The sequence below is a fragment of the Methylobacterium sp. B4 genome, from assembly GCF_003201865.1.
In the GTDB taxonomy this organism is placed as follows: Bacteria; Pseudomonadota; Alphaproteobacteria; order Rhizobiales; family Beijerinckiaceae; genus Methylobacterium.
The window spans coordinates 77,247-94,718 of the sequence record NZ_QJJJ01000012.1 but is presented as its reverse complement, the minus strand read 5'-3'; the positions used below and the strand labels follow the sequence as shown (position 1 = coordinate 94,718).

The 17,472-nt window shown below is 70.7% G+C and carries 19 protein-coding genes; 9 read left to right on the top strand and 10 right to left on the bottom strand.

Annotation, left to right across the window (positions count from 1 at the left end; all coding sequences use genetic code 11):
• Nucleotides 1-115: 115 nt before the first annotated feature.
• Both BY998_RS15705 and BY998_RS15700 read right to left on the bottom strand, forming a co-directional pair.
• On the bottom strand, nt 116-634 hold the full coding sequence (locus tag BY998_RS15705) for a YceD family protein (protein ID WP_110352548.1): 519 nt from the start codon (nt 632-634) through the stop codon (nt 116-118).
• The gene (locus BY998_RS15700) at nt 631-1,194 is read right to left on the bottom strand and encodes a ubiquinol-cytochrome C chaperone family protein (protein WP_110352547.1); all 564 of its coding nucleotides are present in this window, start codon (nt 1,192-1,194) and stop codon (nt 631-633) included. Before BY998_RS15700 ends, BY998_RS15705 begins: the two co-directional genes overlap by 4 nt.
• Before the next feature lie 155 nt (nt 1,195-1,349).
• On the opposite strand from BY998_RS15700, the gene BY998_RS15695 reads away from it, so the two are divergent.
• A complete protein-coding gene (locus BY998_RS15695) occupies nt 1,350-1,847 on the top strand; it encodes an outer membrane protein assembly factor BamE (RefSeq protein ID WP_110352546.1) in 498 nt (165 codons plus the stop codon).
• Here the strand turns inward: BY998_RS15695 and BY998_RS15690 are convergent.
• The 4 genes from BY998_RS15690 to BY998_RS15675 form a co-directional block, all read right to left on the bottom strand.
• Nucleotides 1,784-2,500 (bottom strand): HAD hydrolase-like protein, encoded by a 717-nt coding sequence (locus tag BY998_RS15690; RefSeq protein WP_181425536.1) that lies wholly within the window; start codon nt 2,498-2,500, stop codon nt 1,784-1,786. The genes BY998_RS15695 and BY998_RS15690 overlap by 64 nt on opposite strands.
• A 92-nt stretch (nt 2,501-2,592) precedes the next feature.
• Entirely contained in the window at nt 2,593-3,678 is a 1,086-nt protein-coding gene (locus tag BY998_RS15685) for an alkene reductase (RefSeq protein ID WP_110352544.1), read from the bottom strand.
• 134 nt (nt 3,679-3,812) lie between these two features.
• Nucleotides 3,813-4,352 (bottom strand): N-acetyltransferase, encoded by a 540-nt coding sequence (locus BY998_RS15680; RefSeq protein WP_245421611.1) that lies wholly within the window; start codon nt 4,350-4,352, stop codon nt 3,813-3,815.
• On the bottom strand, nt 4,349-5,971 hold the full coding sequence (locus tag BY998_RS15675; protein WP_110352542.1) for a glucan biosynthesis protein G: 1,623 nt from the start codon (nt 5,969-5,971) through the stop codon (nt 4,349-4,351). The genes BY998_RS15680 and BY998_RS15675 overlap by 4 nt, the downstream gene beginning before the upstream one ends.
• A 662-nt stretch (nt 5,972-6,633) precedes the next feature.
• Here BY998_RS15675 and BY998_RS15670 point away from each other — a divergent pair.
• Nucleotides 6,634-7,800, top strand: a complete 1,167-nt coding sequence (locus tag BY998_RS15670; protein ID WP_110352541.1) for a type III PLP-dependent enzyme — start codon at nt 6,634-6,636, stop codon at nt 7,798-7,800.
• A gap of 184 nt (nt 7,801-7,984) precedes the next feature.
• Nucleotides 7,985-8,542, top strand: a complete 558-nt coding sequence (locus tag BY998_RS15665; RefSeq protein ID WP_110352540.1) for an N-acetyltransferase — start codon at nt 7,985-7,987, stop codon at nt 8,540-8,542.
• A 144-nt stretch (nt 8,543-8,686) separates the two neighbouring features.
• Here the strand turns inward: BY998_RS15665 and BY998_RS15660 are convergent, their stop codons facing one another.
• On the bottom strand, nt 8,687-8,875 hold the full coding sequence (locus BY998_RS15660) for a hypothetical protein (RefSeq protein ID WP_110352539.1): 189 nt from the start codon (nt 8,873-8,875) through the stop codon (nt 8,687-8,689).
• Between the two features lie 276 nt (nt 8,876-9,151).
• On the opposite strand from BY998_RS15660, the gene BY998_RS15655 reads away from it, so the two are divergent.
• The 5 genes from BY998_RS15655 to BY998_RS15635 all read left to right on the top strand — a co-directional run bounded on the left by BY998_RS15655 (nt 9,152) and on the right by BY998_RS15635 (nt 14,315).
• Entirely contained in the window at nt 9,152-10,600 is a 1,449-nt protein-coding gene (locus tag BY998_RS15655) for a homospermidine synthase (RefSeq protein ID WP_110352538.1), read from the top strand.
• Nucleotides 10,601-10,691: 91 nt separating this feature from the next.
• Nucleotides 10,692-10,964 (top strand): hypothetical protein, encoded by a 273-nt coding sequence (locus tag BY998_RS15650; RefSeq protein ID WP_110352537.1) that lies wholly within the window; start codon nt 10,692-10,694, stop codon nt 10,962-10,964.
• Nucleotides 10,965-10,989: 25 nt separating this feature from the next.
• Nucleotides 10,990-11,331: a hypothetical protein gene (locus BY998_RS15645; protein ID WP_110352536.1), complete on the top strand. Its 342-nt coding sequence runs from the start codon at nt 10,990-10,992 to the stop codon at nt 11,329-11,331.
• Nucleotides 11,332-11,336: 5 nt separating this feature from the next.
• Nucleotides 11,337-12,188, top strand: coding sequence for a DUF1206 domain-containing protein (locus tag BY998_RS15640; RefSeq protein WP_110352535.1), 852 nt, complete (start codon nt 11,337-11,339; stop codon nt 12,186-12,188).
• A 135-nt stretch (nt 12,189-12,323) separates the two neighbouring features.
• Complete coding sequence (locus tag BY998_RS15635) at nt 12,324-14,315, top strand: polysaccharide biosynthesis protein (RefSeq protein ID WP_110352534.1); 1,992 nt, start codon at nt 12,324-12,326, stop codon at nt 14,313-14,315.
• 3 nt (nt 14,316-14,318) lie between these two features.
• On the opposite strand, the gene BY998_RS15630 is transcribed toward BY998_RS15635, so the two are convergent.
• Nucleotides 14,319-14,726 carry a helix-turn-helix domain-containing protein gene (locus tag BY998_RS15630; RefSeq protein ID WP_110352533.1) on the bottom strand — a complete coding sequence of 136 codons (408 nt, stop codon included), beginning with the start codon at nt 14,724-14,726 and terminating at the stop codon, nt 14,319-14,321.
• A gap of 76 nt (nt 14,727-14,802) precedes the next feature.
• Here BY998_RS15630 and BY998_RS15625 point away from each other — a divergent pair, with 76 nt between their 5' ends.
• The gene (locus tag BY998_RS15625) at nt 14,803-15,414 is read left to right on the top strand and encodes an FMN-dependent NADH-azoreductase (protein ID WP_110352532.1); all 612 of its coding nucleotides are present in this window, start codon (nt 14,803-14,805) and stop codon (nt 15,412-15,414) included.
• A 25-nt stretch (nt 15,415-15,439) separates the two neighbouring features.
• Here BY998_RS15625 and BY998_RS15620 read toward each other — a convergent pair whose 3' ends face one another.
• A complete protein-coding gene (locus tag BY998_RS15620; protein WP_110352531.1) occupies nt 15,440-16,360 on the bottom strand; it encodes an NAD-dependent epimerase/dehydratase family protein in 921 nt (306 codons plus the stop codon).
• A 13-nt stretch (nt 16,361-16,373) separates the two neighbouring features.
• On the bottom strand, nt 16,374-17,381 hold the full coding sequence (locus tag BY998_RS15615; protein WP_110352530.1) for a glycosyl transferase: 1,008 nt from the start codon (nt 17,379-17,381) through the stop codon (nt 16,374-16,376).
• Between the last annotated feature and the right edge of the window lie 91 nt (nt 17,382-17,472).

Sequence of the window (17,472 nt, the reverse complement as noted above, 5' to 3'; positions counted from 1 at the left end):
GCGTGAAGGGGCGCCTGGATGCGCCCCGGATCGGCGGCGCGCAAAATAGCGGCAGCGCCCCGCCGGGCAAACAAAAACTGAAGCGGTCCCGCGCAGGGGACCGGATGCGAGCCGATCAGTCCTCCTTCGGCTCGAGCCGGGCGCGCAGGGCCGCCAGATCGGAGAAGGGCAGCGGATCCTCGCCGACCGTGACCGGATCGAAGGCGACGCCGGGCTTGCGCGGGTAGGGATCGAGCCCGAGCGCCAGGAATTCCGCCGTGAGCGCACCGAAATCGACGCGTCCGTTCACGATCGGGTCGGGCAGCTCCACATCCTCGGCCTCGGTGCCCTCCAGGATGTCGGCGTTGGTGAACTCGACCTCGACCGGCTCGGAGACCTTCGATTCGAAGGGTTCCAGCGTCACCGTGCAGACCTGGGTCACGACGGCCTCCACCCGACCCTCGGCGAGCAGCCGGGTCAGGGAGCCGCTCAGAGTGAAGCGGCCGACGAGGTCGCGGAGGGCGGGGATCTTGAAGTCGCGGGCGAGCGCCTCGCACTCCGCCGGGCTCGCCTCGACGACGATCTCGGCGCGGTCCTTGGGCAGGCGCTCGACATTGACCGAACGGGAAAGCGGGCTCTCGCTCCTGAGGGTCATCGGATGCCTCCTGCCGACGCATCGGGTTGGCCGGGCGGCTCGGGGAAGCGCGGTCCGACCTCCAGCAGGCCGTCGAGATCCTGGGCGGAGAGGGCGGCGGCACAGGCCTCCACGTAGGCGGCGAGCGGCGCTGCGCTCTGCGCATCCTCGCGGCCCAGCAGGTTGCGGGCGAGCGCGGCGGCCAGACCCGTCCGGTCGCTCGCGTCGAGAGCCGCGCCGTAGGCGCCGGCCCGGGCGTAGAACGAGGCGCCGAGCTTCTTGATGCGCTTCGGGATGCCCATGTCGCCGATGCCGAGCTCGCGCAGGGATGCGTCGAGCTGGAGGAAGACGGAGTCGACGAGATCCTGCGCCACGTCCGCCGCGGGCGGCGGGAGCTGGCCGAGGCGGCGCAGCACGAGGATGACGTGCAGGGCGAGCGCCTCGAAGCGCCCTTCCACGGTATCGGGCACGCCGAGCCCCTCGTAGAGACCGGGACGGCGCGCGGCCTCGCCGATGCGCTGGTGCAGCGCTCGGATCGTGCGTCGGCGCCGGTCGGCGCGGCGGAAGAGGCCCGCGATCATATGGTCCACCGGATCGGCCGGGGCTGTGGCCGAGCTTGCCTTGTCAAAGCCATAACCCCGCGGTACGGCAACCCCGGACCAGGGTGCAAGTCCGAAGACGCGCGAGGCCAATCGCGCCGCGGACGAATCCCGCTTCGCAGGAATTAGGGGGGCCGATGTCGCGCCGTCTCGTCTCGTCGCTTGCCCGCGCCGCCGTTCTCGGCACCGTCGCGGTCGGCGTCTCAGGCTGCATCGGCGAGGATATCCGCCACGGCTACCAGATCGATCAAGCCGCGCTCGCCACGGTGAAGCCGGGCATGGGCGCCGAGCAGGTGCTGCAGATCCTCGGCACGCCGTCCACGGTCTCCACGGTCGGCAACAAGTCCTGGTACTACATCACCCAGAACACCCGCCGCACGGTGATGTTCCTGGGCGAGCAGGTCGAGGACCAGAAGGTCACGGCCGTCTACTTCAACCAGGGCATGAAGGTCGAGCGCGTGGCGCTCTACGGCCTGCAGGACGGACGCGTGTTCGACTTCATCGAGCGCACCACGCCGTCGAGCGGCGCCGACCGCGCCTTCATCAGCCAGCTCTTCCGCGGCCTGACCCGCTACGAGCCGTTCGGCAGCGGTGCCGGCGCCTCGATCGTCCCCGGCGCCCGCGCGGGCCAGTAAGGGTCGCCCGTCAGGGCGCGCACCACGTCGTCCGGCCCACCGAACAGGCGGGCCGGCTCCGTGCCGGCCAGGGCCTCGGGCGCCGTATAGCCCCAGGCCACCGCGCCGAAGGCACAGCCCGCCCGCGCCGCCGCCTCCGCATCCCGGATCTCGTCGCCCACCGCCAGCATCGCGGCGGGCGCCACGCCGGCCCTGCGCGCCACGGCCCGCAGGTGACGCGCCTTGCCGAACAGCGAGGCGCCGCAGGCGTAATGGCGGATGCATCCGGCGCGATCCCCGAGAGCGCGCCGCACGTTCGCCTCGCTGTTGGAACTGACGACGGCGAGCACGAGACCGGCCGCGTCGAGCCGGTCGAGCATCGCCGGCACGCCGGCAAACAACCGCACCGTCCCCGCATCGCGGGTGGCGAGCCCGCGCATGTGGCGGGCGATCAGGGGCAGCTTCCAGGCCGGAATGCCGAGATCCCGCAGGATCTCCCGGGCGCCCATGGCGCGCAGCCGTCCGGTCTCGCCCGCCTCGACCCGGCGGAAGCGGTAGCGGTCGGCCACGCCGTTGAGCTGGGCGCTGAACCAGGGGAAGGTGTCGGCCAGCGTGCCGTCGAAGTCGAAGGCGACGAGCCGGTAGGGCGACCGCATCCCCTCGCCTTCGAACATGCGCCCGCTCCTCCCCCCCGACATGCGAACGGCTCCGCCGGGGCGGAGCCGTCCATGGATCGTCGCGCAATCCGCGATCCGACGCCGCCGGTTTACGCGGCCTGCGACAGGGCCGGGTAGTCGACGTAGCCCTCCGGACCCTGGCTGTACCAGGTCTTCATGTCGTCCTTGTTGAACGGCAGGCCCTTGGCGATGCGCTCGGGCAGATCCGGGTTGGCGATGAAGGGACGGCCGAAGGCGATGGCATCGGCCTCTCCCGAGGCGACCGCCTCCTTGGCGCGCTCGCCGTCATAGTCGCAGTTGAGGATGACGGGACCGCCGAAGCGCTCCTTGATGACGGGGGCCACGGGCGCGACCGTCGCCTTGCCGAAGGTGCCGTCCGGGCCCGGCTCGCGCAGCTCGATGAAGGCGAGACCGACGCGCTCCATCATCTCGGCGGCGAGCCCGAAGGTCTCGTGCGGGTTCGAATCGTCCACACCCTGGATCGGGCCGTTGGGCGAGAAGCGGATACCGGTGCGCTCGGGGCCGACGATGCCGGCCACGGCCTGCGCCACCTTGGTGACGAGCCGTACCCGGTTCTCGACGGAGCCGCCGTAGCGGTCGGTGCGCTTGTTGCTGCCGTCGCGGAGGAATTCGTCGAGGAGATAGCCGTTGGCCGCGTGGATCTGCACGCCGTCGAAGCCGGCCGCCACGGCGTTGCGCGCCGCGCGCTCGTAATCGGCGATGAGACGCGGGATCTCGTCCTCGCGCAGAGCCCGGGCCTGCCCGTAGGGCTTCTTGCCCTCGTAGGTATGCGCCTCGTCCGGCGCGGTAGCGACGGAGGGCGCGACCGGCGGCTCGCCGCCGAGGAAGTCGGGATGGACGAGGTAGCCCATGTGCCAGAGCTGCGAGACGATGCGCCCGCCGCGATCATGGACCGCCTTCACGATCGGCTTCCAGGCCTCGACCTGCTCGTCGGACCAGATGCCGGGGGCGTAGGGCCAGCCGAGCCCTTCCTGGCTGATGCCGGTGGCCTCCGAGATGATGAGACCGGCGTCCGCGCGCTGCGCGTAGTATTCGGCCATCAGCGGCGTCGGCACGTGGCTCCGGGTGGAGCGGCCGCGGGTCAGCGGAGCCATGAGAATGCGGTTCGGCAGCTTGATGGCGCCGAGGGTCATCGGATCGAACAGGGACGGCATTCGAATCTCTTCTTGGGCGGGGCGGCTTCCGGGGAAGCGTCCCCGCTGCTTCTTGGAAGGCCGAACCTTGTGTTGCCTTCCCCATTCCGCCAGTGCGCTGGCGCACCTCCGCTGTCCCGTGCCGCCCCCGGCGCTCAACTCTCGGCGAGGCGCTTCTCGTAGCACCACGCCTCCATGCCGTCCTCGTAGTAGTCCGGCTTGGTCCCGGTGCGCGCATAGCCGCCACGCTCGTAGAGCCGGATGCCGCTGCCGTTGTCGGCCCGCACTTCCAGGCGCAGGCGCTCGCAGCCATGGGCGCGGGCATCGGCTTCCGCGGCCAGCAGGAGACGGCGTCCGAGCCCGGCGCCGGCGCGGGCGGGCGCCACGGCGAGCGAGGAGAGACGGGCGACGCGGCTCGTGCGCCGGCGCTCCAGGGTCGCGGCGCCGACCAGAATTTCGGGTCCTTCGGTCCCGCCGCCGGTCCGCTTGCCGGCTCCCGCCGAACACTCCTGCGCGATCGCGACGAGGAGCGTCATGCTGGGCGAACGGATCGCGTGGCGGATCGCCCGCCGCTCGGCCCGGTCGGTGGTGAAGGCGGCCTGCTCGAGTGCCGCCAGGGCATCCAGGTCCGCGAGGCGGGCGGGCCGGATTTCCACCGCCAGCCGGGCGGCTGCGCGCTCGGCCGGCGCGCTCACGCCACGCTCCAGGGATAGGACCACGTCTCGGTCAGCGCCCGCTCGCCTGCTCGATCCTGCCTGCGCAGGTAGGCCCGCAACTCGGTCGCGCCCGGCGCGTCGAGCCGCACGTCGATCGCGACGCGGAAACCGCCGACATGCGGGTTCGGCACGATCGAGGTCGCGGTGATGCGCCCGACGCTCGCACTCGCCACGACGTCCGGCGGCATCGGGTCGGCCAGCAGCGATCCGAGCTCCCCGCCGCCGAAATCGATCAGAAAGCGGCGGGCGAGCAGGGCGGTGCCGTCCGGCGTCCGGCGCGCCGCGCCGCTCGCGGCGGGTTCGGCGACGAAGGTGTTGACCACCTTGCCGTTCGGGTGGAGCGCCTCCCCCGCCAAGGCCCGCAGGCGATAGGCGAGCCGCACCGGCTCGCCCGGGGGATAGGGCGTCTTCGGGCGCCAGAAGGCCACGACGTTGTCGGCGGTCTCGTTGTCCGTCGGCAGCTCGACCAGAAAGACGCTACCCTCGCCCCAATCGCCCTCCGGTTCCACGAAGTAGCCGGGCCGGCGCTCATAGCCGGCTTCCAGATCCTGATAGCTGGCAAAGTCGCGGTCGCGCTGCATCAGGCCGAAGCCCTTCGGTGTCCGGTCGAGGAAGGTCGAGACGCGCCGGTGGCGCGGATTGTCGAGGGGCCGCCACAGCCATTCCCCAGCCCCGGTGGCGAGTTGGAGCCCGTCGGAATCGTGCAGCTCGGGCCGGTAATCGTCGCTGTGGCCGCGGTCGGTCTCGCTGATGAAGAACATCGAGGTCAGCGGCGCGATGCCCACGGAAGCGAGGGGCCGGCGCGGATAGAGCGTCGCGCTCACCCGCACGGCCGTCTGCGCCCCCGGCTCGACCACGAAGCGGTAGGCGCCCGTGGTCGAAGGACCGTCGAGGAGGGCGTGGATCGTGAGCGATGTCGCGCCCGGCCCCGGCACCTCGATGAAGAAGGCCCGGAAGAGCGGAAATTCCTCTCTCTCCGCTTCCGTGCCGATGGCGAGGCCGCGCGCCGAGAGCCCGTAGAGCTGGTCCTTTCCGAGAAAGCGGAAATAGCTCGCGCCGACGAAGACGATGAGTTCGTCGAGCCGGTCAGGCCGGTTCAGCGGCGCGTGGATGCGGATGCCGGCAAAGCCCAAATCCTCCGGCAGGGGCCCGTCGACCCGCGTCCGCCCGAAATCGAACAGCGCCGGATCGTATTTGACGGGTGTGCTCACCCCGTCGCGGACCAGATTCACGGCGACGGGGCGCGGATACAGGAAACCGCGGTGGAAGAGCTGAAGCCGGAACGGTCCGCCGGCCTCGCCCAGCAGCATCCGGTCCGGCCGGAAGCGGATGTCGCGCCAGCCGTCGTAGTCGAGCCCCGCCAGCGCGGGCGGCAGAGGCGGAACCGTGTCGTCGAAGGGCTGGGCCGCGAGCGCCTGCGCCCAGCGCTCGACCACGGCCGGCTCGAAGGGGAGTGGCTCGGATGCGGCGGGCCGGGCAATGGCGGGCAAGGCGGCGGCGAGGCCGGCGGCCGTCAGCCCCGTCATCACCCTTCTGCGCGAGGGCGCGGCTCCGTCCGGCGCCGTATCGTCCCCGGCATGACCTTTGGCCTGGATCATGATCCCGTTCCGCAATGCCACGGTTCAATGGCCGCTTCGCCGGGGCTTGGGAAGGGGGAAGCCGGCACCTGCGACGCGGCCCTGCGCCCTTTCCGCAACAATCGCCGCCAGGAGCGAATTTCCTCGGACGACGCGACTTTTTTCCCTTGTGGCCGCGGGCACTCGGCCGTATATCGCCCCTGCCCAATTTCGCACGTGCCTGTGGCCGCGTGTCGGTTGGTGGGCATCCGGTCAACTGCCGGACAGCCGCCAGGGGTCTTAAAGGATCGATGGTCGAAAGGGTGGATCCCTACGGCCGGCATCCGGGTGGCGACACCAGACCCCGACAACAACCGACAGCCGGAGGCGAAACCGGCGAACCCCGCTCTCCACGGGGGACGCAGCTTAAAGCAACGACGAACGGGCTTTTTTGGTCTCGTCGGCCCTCCAAAGGCCGACACCGAAGAGGCTTGTTTATCCTTGCCCGGCGTGCGGTTGGGGTTCCCCCATCCAATCCACGGCAGCTTCCGGGTGCTCTGCGCCTGTTGCCATCCGCGCGTCTCCAAAGCGCACGGATGACGCGACGCATCGCCCCCTGACGCCGACGGTTCGCTTGCCCGGACCGTCCCGATTCGATCTCGCGCCCGAGAGAGGGCGCCTCGAACCTGTGGTGGGGACGACCAATGACCGATCGCATCCGCGATTACCTGCGCGCGCGCCGTGACCTCGGCCGGGACGAAGGTCCGGTGATGGTCCTCGACCTCGATGTCGTGCGCGAGAACTACACCGCGTTCAGTCGGGCGCTCCCGGACACCCGCGTGTTCTACGCTGTGAAGGCGAACCCGGCCGCGGAAGTGCTGCGCCTGCTCGCCGAGATGGGCTCCTGCTTCGACACGGCCTCGGTCGCCGAGATCGAGATGGCGCTGGCTGCCGGCGCCACGGCCGAGCGCGTCTCCTTCGGCAACACCATCAAGAAGGAGCGCGACGTCGTCCGCGCGCTCAAGCTCGGCATCCGGCTCTTCGCCGTCGATTGCCAGGCCGAGGTCGAGAAGATCTTTCGCGCCGCCGGCGAGGCGGGTGTCGAGACCGGCGACGTGCAGGTGTTCTGCCGCATCCTCTGCGACGGCGCGGGCGCCGACTGGCCGCTCTCGCGCAAGTTCGGTTGCGAGCCGGAGATGGCGGTGAACGTGCTGGAGCACGCCCACCGGCACGGCCTGCACGCCTACGGCGTCTCCTTCCACGTCGGCTCGCAGCAGGCCAACACGGAGGCCTGGGACGGGGCGCTCGCCTCCGCCTCCCAGATCTTCCAGGAATGCGCGCTGCGCGGCATCGGCCTGTCGATGGTCAACCTCGGCGGCGGCTTCCCCACCAAGTACCTCAAGCAGGTGCCCGGTGTGGAAACCTACGGCGATGCGATCTTCCGGGCGCTCACCAAGCATTTCGGCAACCGCATCCCCGAGACGATCATCGAGCCGGGCCGCGGCATGGTCGGCAATGCCGGGATGATCGAGGCGGAAGTCGTGCTCGTCTCCAAGAAGTCGGAGGCCGAGGACGAGGTGCGTTGGGTCTATCTCGACATCGGTAAGTTCGGCGGGCTGGCCGAGACCATGGACGAATCGATCCGCTACGCGATCCGCACCGACCACGACGAGGACCGCAAGGCCCCCTGCGTCGTCGCCGGCCCGACCTGCGACTCGGTCGACGTGCTCTACGAGAAGAACCACTACCCGCTGCCGGTCTCCCTCTCGATCGGCGACAAGGTGTGGATCGAGGGCGCGGGCGCCTACACCACGACCTACGCGGCGGTCGCCTTCAACGGCTTCCCGCCCCTCGAGCAGATCGTGATCTGATCCGCTGCGGCCCCGGGACGCGTCCCAGGGAGACAGCCCGGTCAGGCTTCGTTCACGCCTCTTCCGTCAGAAGTGCCGCTCGTCTTACGAGACGTGCTTGTCGATGTGTCCCGGACGGCCCGCCACGCGGCGGGTGCGAGGGCTGTTTCCCCCCGCTTGCCAGCGATCCTGGGAGGGTACGGCCATGATCCAGATCCGCGATGAGATCGCCTCCGACATCGTAGTCCGCGAGCATCTGCTCGACGCCTGCTTCGGCCCCGGCCGCTTCCTGAAGACCTCGCAGCGCCTCCGCGAGGGCCGCCAGCCCGCGCGTGGCCTGGCCCTGACCGCCGTGCAGGAGGACAGGCTTGTCGGCACCGTGCGCCTGTGGGATGTCGAGGCCGGCTGCGGCCGCCCGGCCCTGCTGCTGGGCCCGCTCGCGGTCGATCCCTCGCTGCAGGGCGTCGGCCTCGGCGGAGCGCTGATGCGCGCCGCTCTCGCGCGCGCGGCCGAATGCGGCCACGGCGCCGTGCTTCTGGTGGGCGACGCGCCCTACTACGCACGCTTCGGCTTCGCCCCGGAGAAGGCTGCCGGACTTTACATGCCCGGCCCGTTCGAGCGCGAACGCTTCCTCGGTCTTGAACTGCAGGCGGGTGCGCTGGAGGGCGCCGAGGGCGTTCTGCGCGCGACCGGTGCGCTCGAGCCGCTGCCGGAGGTCGCCGCCGAGGCCGCCGCATTCGCGGCGCGACGACGCGCCGCCTGAGGCGAGGCCGGGCTGCGGCGCCCGCTTCACGTCATTCGATTGAACGCGAAACAGGGCCCGTCGACGCGCAAGAGCGGCGGCGGACCCTGTTTCGGTCGATGGTCGTCCGGGGACAGGCCGGGGACCCCGCCACGGATTTCGGGCTCAGCGGTGATAGGGCCAAGCGGTCGCGGAGAAGGACAGGCGGCTGATGCCCTCGTGGAAGGCGCGGGCTTGGCCGGCGACCGTGCGTCCCGAGCGGATGAGGGCGGCCAGGAGCGTGATGATGCCCGGATCGCGATCGATCGTCTCGATTTCGGGGTGGATGGACGGTGCGGTGAGGACGGTCAGCATGGTTCGAATCCCTTGTGCGTGCTGTCTCTGCCCCTCGGCGCCACTCCCTTGTTGCAGCGCAGCATAGACCCGCTTTTCGGCGTGTGTCTCCGGCGCAAACCGGCCTCAGCCCTGCGCACAATTCATGGCTGAGGCCGGGCAATCTTCACATTTTTGCAATGCTCACCTTGAGCGACTGGTTGACCGGCAGACGCCGAACCGTCATCCGCTCGTCACTTCCAAGCACCAATCACCCGCTCTCAAGCAAAGAGCAGCCCCGACAAGGAGTGTCCGCGCATGTCCGATGGCCCGCAGAAGGATTGGCCCGTCCACGGTCGCATCACCGGCCCGATCGTGATGATCGGCTTCGGCTCGATCGGCCGGGGCACCCTGCCCCTGATCGAGCGCCATTTCGAGTATGACCGCGCCCGCTTCACCGTGATCGATCCGGTCGATAGCCATAAGGATCTGGCCGACAAGCACGGCCTGCGCTTCGAGAAGGTCGCGCTGACCAAGGAGAACTATCGCGACGTCCTCACGCCCCTCCTCACCGAGGGCGGCGGCCAGGGCTTCTGCGTGAACCTGTCGGTCGACACCTCCTCGCGCGACATCCTCGAACTCTGCCGCGAACTCGGTGCGCTCTACATCGACACCGTCGCCGAGCCCTGGACCGGCTTCTACTTCGACAAGGACCTGAGCCAGGCCGACCGCACCAACTACGCGCTGCGCGAGAACATCCTCGCCGCCCGTCGCGCCGCCCCCGGCGGCCCGACGGCGGTGTCGTGCTGCGGCGCCAATCCCGGCATGGTCTCATGGTTCGTCAAGCAGGCGCTCCTGAACGTCGCCAAGGACACCGGCTCGACCACGCCCGAGCCGAAGACCCGCGAGGAATGGGCCGCGCTGATGCGCGAGCTGGGCGTCAAGGGCGTTCATATCGCCGAGCGCGACACGCAGCGTGCCAAGAACCCGAAGCCCCAGGGCGTGTTCGTCAACACTTGGTCGGTCGAGGGCTTCGTCTCCGAGGGCAACCAGCCGGCCGAGCTCGGCTGGGGCACGCACGAGACCTGGAAGCCCGCCAATGCCCAGGAACAGACCAAGGGCTCGCGCTGCGCGATCTTCCTGCTCCAGCCCGGCGCCGACACCCGCGTGCGCTCCTGGACGCCGACCGCTCAGGCGCAGTTCGGCTTCCTCGTGACCCACAACGAGGCGATCTCGATCGCGGACTACTACACGGTCCGTGACGGTGACGAGGCGGTCTACCGCCCGACCTGCCACTACGCCTACCACCCGGCCAACGATGCCGTGCTCTCGCTGCACGAGATGTGGGGCAATGCCGGCAAGGTGCAGGAGCGCCAGCACATCCTCGACGAGAACGAGATCGTCGACGGCATCGATGAACTCGGCGTGCTGCTCTACGGGCACGAGAAGAACGCCTACTGGTACGGCTCGCAGCTCTCGATCGAGGAGACGCGGCGGATCGCGCCCTACCAGAACGCGACGGGCCTTCAGGTGACCTCGGCGGTTCTGGCCGGCATGGTCTGGGCGCTGGAGAACCCGGAGGCCGGCATCGTCGAGGCCGACGAGATCGACTTCCGCCGCTGTCTTGAGGTGCAGACGCCGTATCTCGGCCCGGTGGTGGGCGTGTACACCGACTGGACCCCGCTGACCGACCGCCCGGGCCTGTTCCCGGAGGACATCGACCCGAGCGACCCCTGGCAGTTCCGCAACGTGCTCGTGCACGGCTGAGGCCATTCCATCGCAAAGCCTGAAGAGGGCCGCCCTGTCCGGGGCGGCCCTTTTTTGTTACGATTCGCGCCTTCGAACCGGAGGCTGATCTATGGCCGTGCCAGCACGCCGCGACACGCGCATGCAGGTCGCCGCGTATCGGGATTGGGCCGCAACACGGCCGGACGACGAGCGCTGGGCGTTGATCGACGGCGTGCCGGTGATGATGTCACCCGCCAAGAGCCGGGATCGCGGCCGCAAGACCGACTTCTACCGGAGCATCGTCTCGCTCAAGCTCTTCCCGATCGTCTATCAGGACGAGCCGCGGGTCGAACTCGGCGGCGCCCCGGCCGTTGCCGAAAGCTACGACGACATCGCCTTCTAGACGACGAACCCGCGCGGATCCGGCCTTGCCTCATTTCGAAGACTTCTACGCCAACAAGCTGCGCGGCTCGCTCGGGGTCACCGACGCGGAATCCGTACTCGACCTACGCGGGGCCAACCGCCCGACGGCCGAAGCCTCGCTGACCGACATGCTGGAGCGCAGCCGGTTCGCCAAGGGCAAGACCGTGGCGATCCGGCTCGATCCGCCGCCGGAGGGCGGCGGCGAGACCCTGTTCCAGCCGATCGGGCGCCAGCTCCTCGATGCCAAGCGGCGCGGCTGGATCGAAAGGCTCCAGACCCTGCCCGCGGAGGACGGGCTCGGCTTCTACGTGGCGCTGGCCGGCAAGCCGGCGCGCGAGCGCGATTGACCGGCATGGCCTGGACCCGGAACGACAACGCCCTGGAACACCTTGCCCGCTTCGGCTACGGCGCCCGCGGCTTCGTCTACTGCGTCGTGGGGACGCTCGCCGTGCTCGCCGCCTTCGGGCAGGGCGGCTCGGCCGGCGACAGCAAATCCGCGATCCGCGCCGTGCTCGGCGGTCCGTTCGGCGTGATCATCGTCGGGCTCATCACGCTCGGCCTCGCGGGCTTCGCGCTGTGGCGCCTCGTCGAGGGGGCGACCGACGCCGACCGGCGCGGGCGCTCGCCCAAGGCCCTGGCCGTGCGGGGCGCCCACCTCATCAGCGCCGTGATCTATGCCGGCCTCGCCCTCACCGCGGGCCGCCTCGCCTTCGGCATCGGCCGCGCCTCCGCGGGCGGCGACGGGGTGCGGGACTGGACCAAGTGGCTGCTCGACCAGCCCCTCGGACCCTGGCTCGTCGGGCTCGTCGGGCTCGGCATCGTCTCGGCAGGGATCGGTTACGCCGCCAAGGCCTGGAAGGGCAACGTCACCGAGCGCCTGTCGCTCCCGGCCGGCTCGGAAGCCTGGGCCGACCGTCTCGGCCGGTTCGGCTACGCGGCGCGGGGCCTCGTCTTCCTGATGATCGGCGGCTTCGTGCTCACCGCCGCATGGACGCAAGCCTCCTCCGAGGCCACGGGCCTCTCGGGCGCCTTCTCGGCCCTCAGGGCGCAACCCTACGGCTGGGTGCTGCTCGCCATCGTCGCCACCGGCCACTTCGCCTTCGGCGCCTTCGGTCTGATCCAGGCCCGCTACCGCCACATCGACGCCCCGGATCTGGGCGATGCGGACGGGGCGCTCACCAAGGCGGTGCGCGCGGCACGGTGAAGGCCGCCGCGTCCACGTCGCGTTGACAGCGCCCGGAGACATAGCCCAGAGCGGCGCCGACACGCCTGCGCCCGAGCGGGCTCTCACCGAGAACCGGTTTCCCTCGTTCGGGCGGATGCTCTGACGCGAAGCACCATGCAGAAGCGCACCCTCAAGACGGCGGCGATGGTCGTCCTCGATCTCGCCGCCACCGCGGCGGCCGTGGTGCTGACCTTCGTCTTCCGCTTCCAGGACGGGGCGCTGGCCGAGCGCCTGCACGCCCTGCCGCTGCTGCTGCCGCCCTTCCTGATCTATGCCGGGCTGATCTACGCGTGGTTCAAGCTCTACCGCACGAAGTGGCGCTTCGCCTCGCTGCCGGATCTGGCTGGCATCGTGCGCGCCGCGAGCGTCACCGCGCTGACGCTGCTCGTGCTCGACTACGTGCTGGTCTCCTCGAACCTCTACGGGTTCTACTTCTTCGGCAAGGTTGCCATCATCCTCTACTGGGTGCTGCAGATCTTCCTGCTCGGCGGCCCGCGGCTGGCCTTCCGCTATCTGAAATACGCCCGCTCCCGCCAGAGCCGGGCCCGCACGGCCACCACCCCGACATTGCTGCTGGGGCGCGGCAGCGACATCGAGATCGTGCTGCGGGCCATCGAATCCGGTTCGGTCAAGCGGCTCTCGCCCAAGGGCATCCTCTCGCCGCGGGCCGACGAGGCCGGCCAGATGATGCGCGGCGTGCCCGTGCTCGGCGGATTTCGCGACCTTGAGCAGGTGGTCGCCGACCTCGCCGGTCGCGGCCTGCCCGTACGCCGGCTCGTGGCGACGCCGAGCGCGCTCGCCCCTGAATCAGAGCCCGACGACCTGATCGCCCGCGCCCGGCGGCTCGGCCTGCCGCTCGCTCGCGTCACCAGCCTCGGCGAGGGGATGCGCGACGCCGAACTCGCGCCGCTCGAGATCGAGGATCTGCTGCTCCGACCGACCGTCGCCATCGATCGGCCGCGCCTCGAACGCTTCCTCACCGGCGCCCGGGTCGTCGTGACGGGCGGGGGCGGCTCGATCGGCTCCGAAATCTGCGCCCGGGCGGTCGCCTTCGGCGCCGCGGCGCTGCTCGTCATCGAGAATTCCGAGCCGGCGCTGCACGCCGTCCTGAATGGCCCGGCCCTCCTGCACGCCGAAGCCGAGGTCGAGGGCGCGCTCGCCGACATCCGCGACCGCGAGCGGCTGCACGCCATCCTGCGCGACTTCCGGCCGACCTACGTCTTCCACGCCGCCGCACTCAAGCAGGTGCCCTATCTCGAACGCGACTGGGCCGAGGGCATCAAGACCAACGTGTTCGGCTCGATCAACGTGGCCGACGCGACCGTGGCGGCCGGCGCCCGGGCCCTGGTGATGATCTCGACCGACAAGGCGATCGAGCCGGTCTCGCAGCTCGGCGTCACCAAGCGCTTCGCCGAGATGGTGGCGCAAGCTCTCGACCATGAAACCGCTCTGGACGCCGAGCGCGCCGGCCCGGAGGCGACGCGGCTCATCGCCGTGCGCTTCGGCAACGTGCTGGGCTCGGCGGGCTCGGTGGTGCCGGTGTTCAAGGCGCAGATCGCCCGCGGCGGTCCGGTCACCGTCACGCATGCCGAGATGGTGCGCTACTTCATGACCGTGCGCGAGGCGTCCGACCTCGTGCTCACCGCCGCCTCCCACGCCGACGCGGAAGGACGTGGCGATACCGGCGACCAGCGCGCCGCGGTCTACGTGCTCAAGATGGGCCAGCCCGTGCGCATCCGCGATCTGGCCGAGCGCATGATCCGGCTCGCCGGCTTCGAGCCCGGCGAGGACATCGAGATCCAGGTCACTGGCGCCCGGCCGGGCGAGCGGCTCAACGAGATCCTGTTCGCGAAGGAAGAGCCGCGGGTGACGCTCGCCGGCATCGACGGCGTCATGGCGGCCAAACCCGTCTTCGCCGATCGCGCGGTGCTGGAGGGCTGGATCGACCGCCTGCGCGAGGCTGTCGCGGCGGGAGATCGTGCGGCGGCGGAGGCGGTGTTCGAGGAAGCGATCCCGGACTTCCGCCACCGGGCCGGCGCCGTGCCGAACGCGGAGCCCGCGAGCCTCCCGCCACGCGCCGAGACCGCAGCGACGACCCCGGCCTGACGCTCAACCCGCCTTGCCGTCGCGGCCGTCGAAACGGGCGCGGGCCTCCTGAATCTCCGGCAGATGGGTGAAGGCCCAAGCGCCGAGCGCCTGGATCGGCCCCTTGAGGGAGCGGCCAAGCTCGGTCAGCTCGTAATCGACCCGTGGCGGGATGGTCGGGAAGATCGTGCGCGTGACGAGGCCGTCGCGCTCCAGCCCGCGCAGCGTGAAGGTGAGCATCCGCTGCGAGATGCCGCCGATCATCCGTTTCAGCTCGTTGAAGCGCCTCGGTCCGTCAGCGAGCATCATCACGACGAGCACACTCCACTTGTCGCCGATCCGCGCCAGGACCGTACCGACGAGGCGGCAATCCTGTCCGGTATGGTGATCGGGACCCGACGCCTCGGTTCCCTCGATGTGCCCGGGTTCCAAGAATGTGCCTCCTTGCGCGGCGATGACAGTGGTTATCTATAGCGCCTCGGTTCATTTCTGATACCGAGGATCAAACATGAAGCTCCTGCACGTCGACGGCAGCATCCTGGGCGCCCATTCCGTGAGCCGGACGGTCTCCGCCGCCATCGTGGATCGCCTGAGATCCGAGAATCCCGGTCTCGCCGTCGCCTATCGCGACCTCGCGCGGGCGCCCCTTCCCCACCTCTCGGGCGCCGTCCTCGCAGGTGCGCAGCCGAACGCCACGAACACGCCCGATATCCAGCACGACGTGGATCTCGGCCGACGGGCGCTCGACGAGTTCCTCGCCGCCGACATCGTGGTGATCGGCGCGCCGCTCTACAACTTCACCCTGTCGAGCCAGCTCAAGGCCTGGATCGACCGGATCCTCGTGGCCGGCATCACCTTCCGCTACGGGCCATCAGGCGCCGAAGGGCTTGCGGGCTCCAAGCGCGTGATCGTGGCGCTCGCCCGCGGCGGCCTCTACGGACCCGGCACGCCGGCGGCCGCAGCGGAACATGCCGAAACCTATCTGCGCACGGTGCTCGCCTTCATCGGCATCACGGCGCCGGAATTCATCGTCGCCGAGGGCATCGCCCTGGGATCAGAAGCGCGCGAGCAGGCGCTTACCGGCGCCTTGGAGGCAGCGAGCGCCCTCAAGGCGGCCTGAGAAGGACGGCCTGAGCGCGGCGGCCTCAGCCCCCGGTCCGCGCCAGCACCGCGAGGCCGTCGCGCGAGGTCTGCGCCGGCCGCCAACCCAGCGCCTCCAGGCCCTCGGCGCGGGCGACGAGGGCCTGGAGGCGCTCGAAGGCGGCCTCCCGGCCGGCGGCGCGGCAGGCGAGCCCGATCAGCGGGGTCGGACAGGGCAGCAGGCCGGGGCCGCGGCCGAGACCGGAGCGGAGCGCGGTCAGCATCTCGGGCAGCGTCAGCGGGTCGGGATCGGCCACGATCAGCGGCCGGTCCAGGGGCGCGGGGGCCTCCAGCACCGTGGCCACGGCAGCGGCCAGACTCTCGACCGAGACCAGCGAGCGCCGGCCGCTCAGGCTCGCCAGCGGCAGCGGATAGGGTGTGCGGGCCAGCCTGAGCAGCGCGGCCATGTTGCCCTTCACGCCGGCGCCGTAGACCAGCACCGGGCGCAGGGCGACCCAATCGAGCCCGATCTCGGCCAGCGCCTCCTCGGCGGCGAGCTTCGAGCGGCCGTAGGCGTCGGTCGGAGCGGGGACGTCCGCCTCGGACAGAGGCAGGGGCGCGCTCGAACCGGTCTGCGCCCGGATCGAGGAGAGGAAGACGAAGCGGCCGACCCGCGCCCGCTGCGCGGCCTCGGCCAGCTTGCGCGTCGCCTCCGTGTTCGAATTGCGAAAATCGTCCTCCGGCGCACCGGACATGGCGTGGGCCAGTCCCGCCGAATGCACCACGGCATCGACCCCGCTGAGCGCGGCGGCCATGTTCATCGGCCGGGCCAGATCGCCCACCACGGCGCCGCTCGCGCCCTCGGACACCTCCACGGGGCGGCGCAGCAGCACCCGCACACGGTAGCCCCGGGCCGAGAGTGTCCGCAGCAGGTGGCGGCCGATGAAGCCCGTCGCTCCCGTCAGCGCGATCAGCTTTCCGGTCACCTGCCTGTCCCTCTCATGCACCGCCCGGCCGCCCAGTCGCGAACCGGCGCAGCAGCCACCCGACGCACCCCGCCGAGAGGCCGAGGCAGGCGAGCGTGACCGCGGGGTGCGGCCAAAGCAAGGTCGCGGCCGCGAGCAGCGCGAGCGCGCTCTGGAGCCCGAAGACGCGTCCCACCACCCCGGGGACGGAGAAGCCGTGGACGGTGGCGACCTGATAGAAGTGGCTGCGATGGGCCTGCCAGACGGCCTCGCCACGGCGCAGGCGCCACAGCAGCGTGAGCGTCGCATCGGTGACCGGATAGAGCGGCAGGATCAGCGCGGCCGCCAATCCGCCCTCCCCCGCGAGCCGGTAGAGCAACCACGCCACGATCAGGCCGACCGGCAGGGAGCCGACATCGCCCATGAACAGCCGCGCCACCGGCCGGTTGAACGGCGCGAAGCCGAGAAGCCCGCCGAGCAGGGCGCCGGCCACCAGCGTCGGAGCGGGGGCGTAGAAGCCGGCGAGCCCGAGGACGAGCAGGAAGGCGACCGGCGGCACGAACTCGGCCAGCGTCATCCAGTCGAGCCCGTCCATGAAGTTCACGAGATTGACGAACCAGAGACCGGCCAGGATCGCGAGGCCGCGCTCCAGCCAGAGCGGCGCCTCGGGCAGGAGCCGCCCCCCGGTGGCGAGCACGACCGCGGCCACGGCGCCCGCCTGGATCACGAGCCGGAGCGAGGCCGGCAACGGGCGGATGTCGTCGAGGGCGCCGGTCGCGGCGAGCACGAGGACGGCGAGCGCCAGCACCGGCAACTCGGCCGAGCCGAGGCGGATCCCCATCGGGACGGCCAGGAGAGCGGCGGCAGCGAGCGCGGCGGCGATGATGGCGATCCCGCCGCCCTGAGGCGTCGGCACCCGGTGGCTGGAGCGGGCGTTCGGCCGCGCCAGGGCGTAGCGCTGCAACAGGGGCTTCAGCAGGACGATCAGCCCGGCGGACAGCAGCGCCGCGAGCAGCACGGCGAGGAGAGGAGCGAAGGTCATCGGGCTGCCGCAAGCCGCGAGACGGCCCTTCCCCCCTCGAGGGAGGCTTCGAGACGGCGTGTTCCGATCGTTTGCATGGTCCCCGCTCTAG

Bases quoted from the DNA above. Each gene is read 5' to 3' on its own strand.
- BY998_RS15705 (WP_110352548.1), bottom strand. From the start codon at position 634: ATGACCCTCAGGAGCGAGAGCCCGCTTTCCCGTTCGGTCAATGTCGAG.
- BY998_RS15700 (WP_110352547.1), bottom strand. From the start codon at position 1,194: ATGATCGCGGGCCTCTTCCGCCGCGCCGACCGGCGCCGACGCACGATC.
- BY998_RS15695 (WP_110352546.1), top strand. From the start codon at position 1,350: ATGTCGCGCCGTCTCGTCTCGTCGCTTGCCCGCGCCGCCGTTCTCGGC.
- BY998_RS15690 (WP_181425536.1), bottom strand. From the start codon at position 2,500: ATGTTCGAAGGCGAGGGGATGCGGTCGCCCTACCGGCTCGTCGCCTTC.
- BY998_RS15685 (WP_110352544.1), bottom strand. From the start codon at position 3,678: ATGCCGTCCCTGTTCGATCCGATGACCCTCGGCGCCATCAAGCTGCCG.
- BY998_RS15675 (WP_110352542.1), bottom strand. From the start codon at position 5,971: ATGATCCAGGCCAAAGGTCATGCCGGGGACGATACGGCGCCGGACGGA.
- BY998_RS15670 (WP_110352541.1), top strand. From the start codon at position 6,634: ATGACCGATCGCATCCGCGATTACCTGCGCGCGCGCCGTGACCTCGGC.
- BY998_RS15665 (WP_110352540.1), top strand. From the start codon at position 7,985: ATGATCCAGATCCGCGATGAGATCGCCTCCGACATCGTAGTCCGCGAG.
- BY998_RS15660 (WP_110352539.1), bottom strand. From the start codon at position 8,875: ATGCTGACCGTCCTCACCGCACCGTCCATCCACCCCGAAATCGAGACG.
- BY998_RS15655 (WP_110352538.1), top strand. From the start codon at position 9,152: ATGTCCGATGGCCCGCAGAAGGATTGGCCCGTCCACGGTCGCATCACC.
- BY998_RS15650 (WP_110352537.1), top strand. From the start codon at position 10,692: ATGGCCGTGCCAGCACGCCGCGACACGCGCATGCAGGTCGCCGCGTAT.
- BY998_RS15640 (WP_110352535.1), top strand. From the start codon at position 11,337: ATGGCCTGGACCCGGAACGACAACGCCCTGGAACACCTTGCCCGCTTC.
- BY998_RS15635 (WP_110352534.1), top strand. From the start codon at position 12,324: ATGCAGAAGCGCACCCTCAAGACGGCGGCGATGGTCGTCCTCGATCTC.
- BY998_RS15625 (WP_110352532.1), top strand. From the start codon at position 14,803: ATGAAGCTCCTGCACGTCGACGGCAGCATCCTGGGCGCCCATTCCGTG.
- BY998_RS15615 (WP_110352530.1), bottom strand. From the start codon at position 17,381: ATGACCTTCGCTCCTCTCCTCGCCGTGCTGCTCGCGGCGCTGCTGTCC.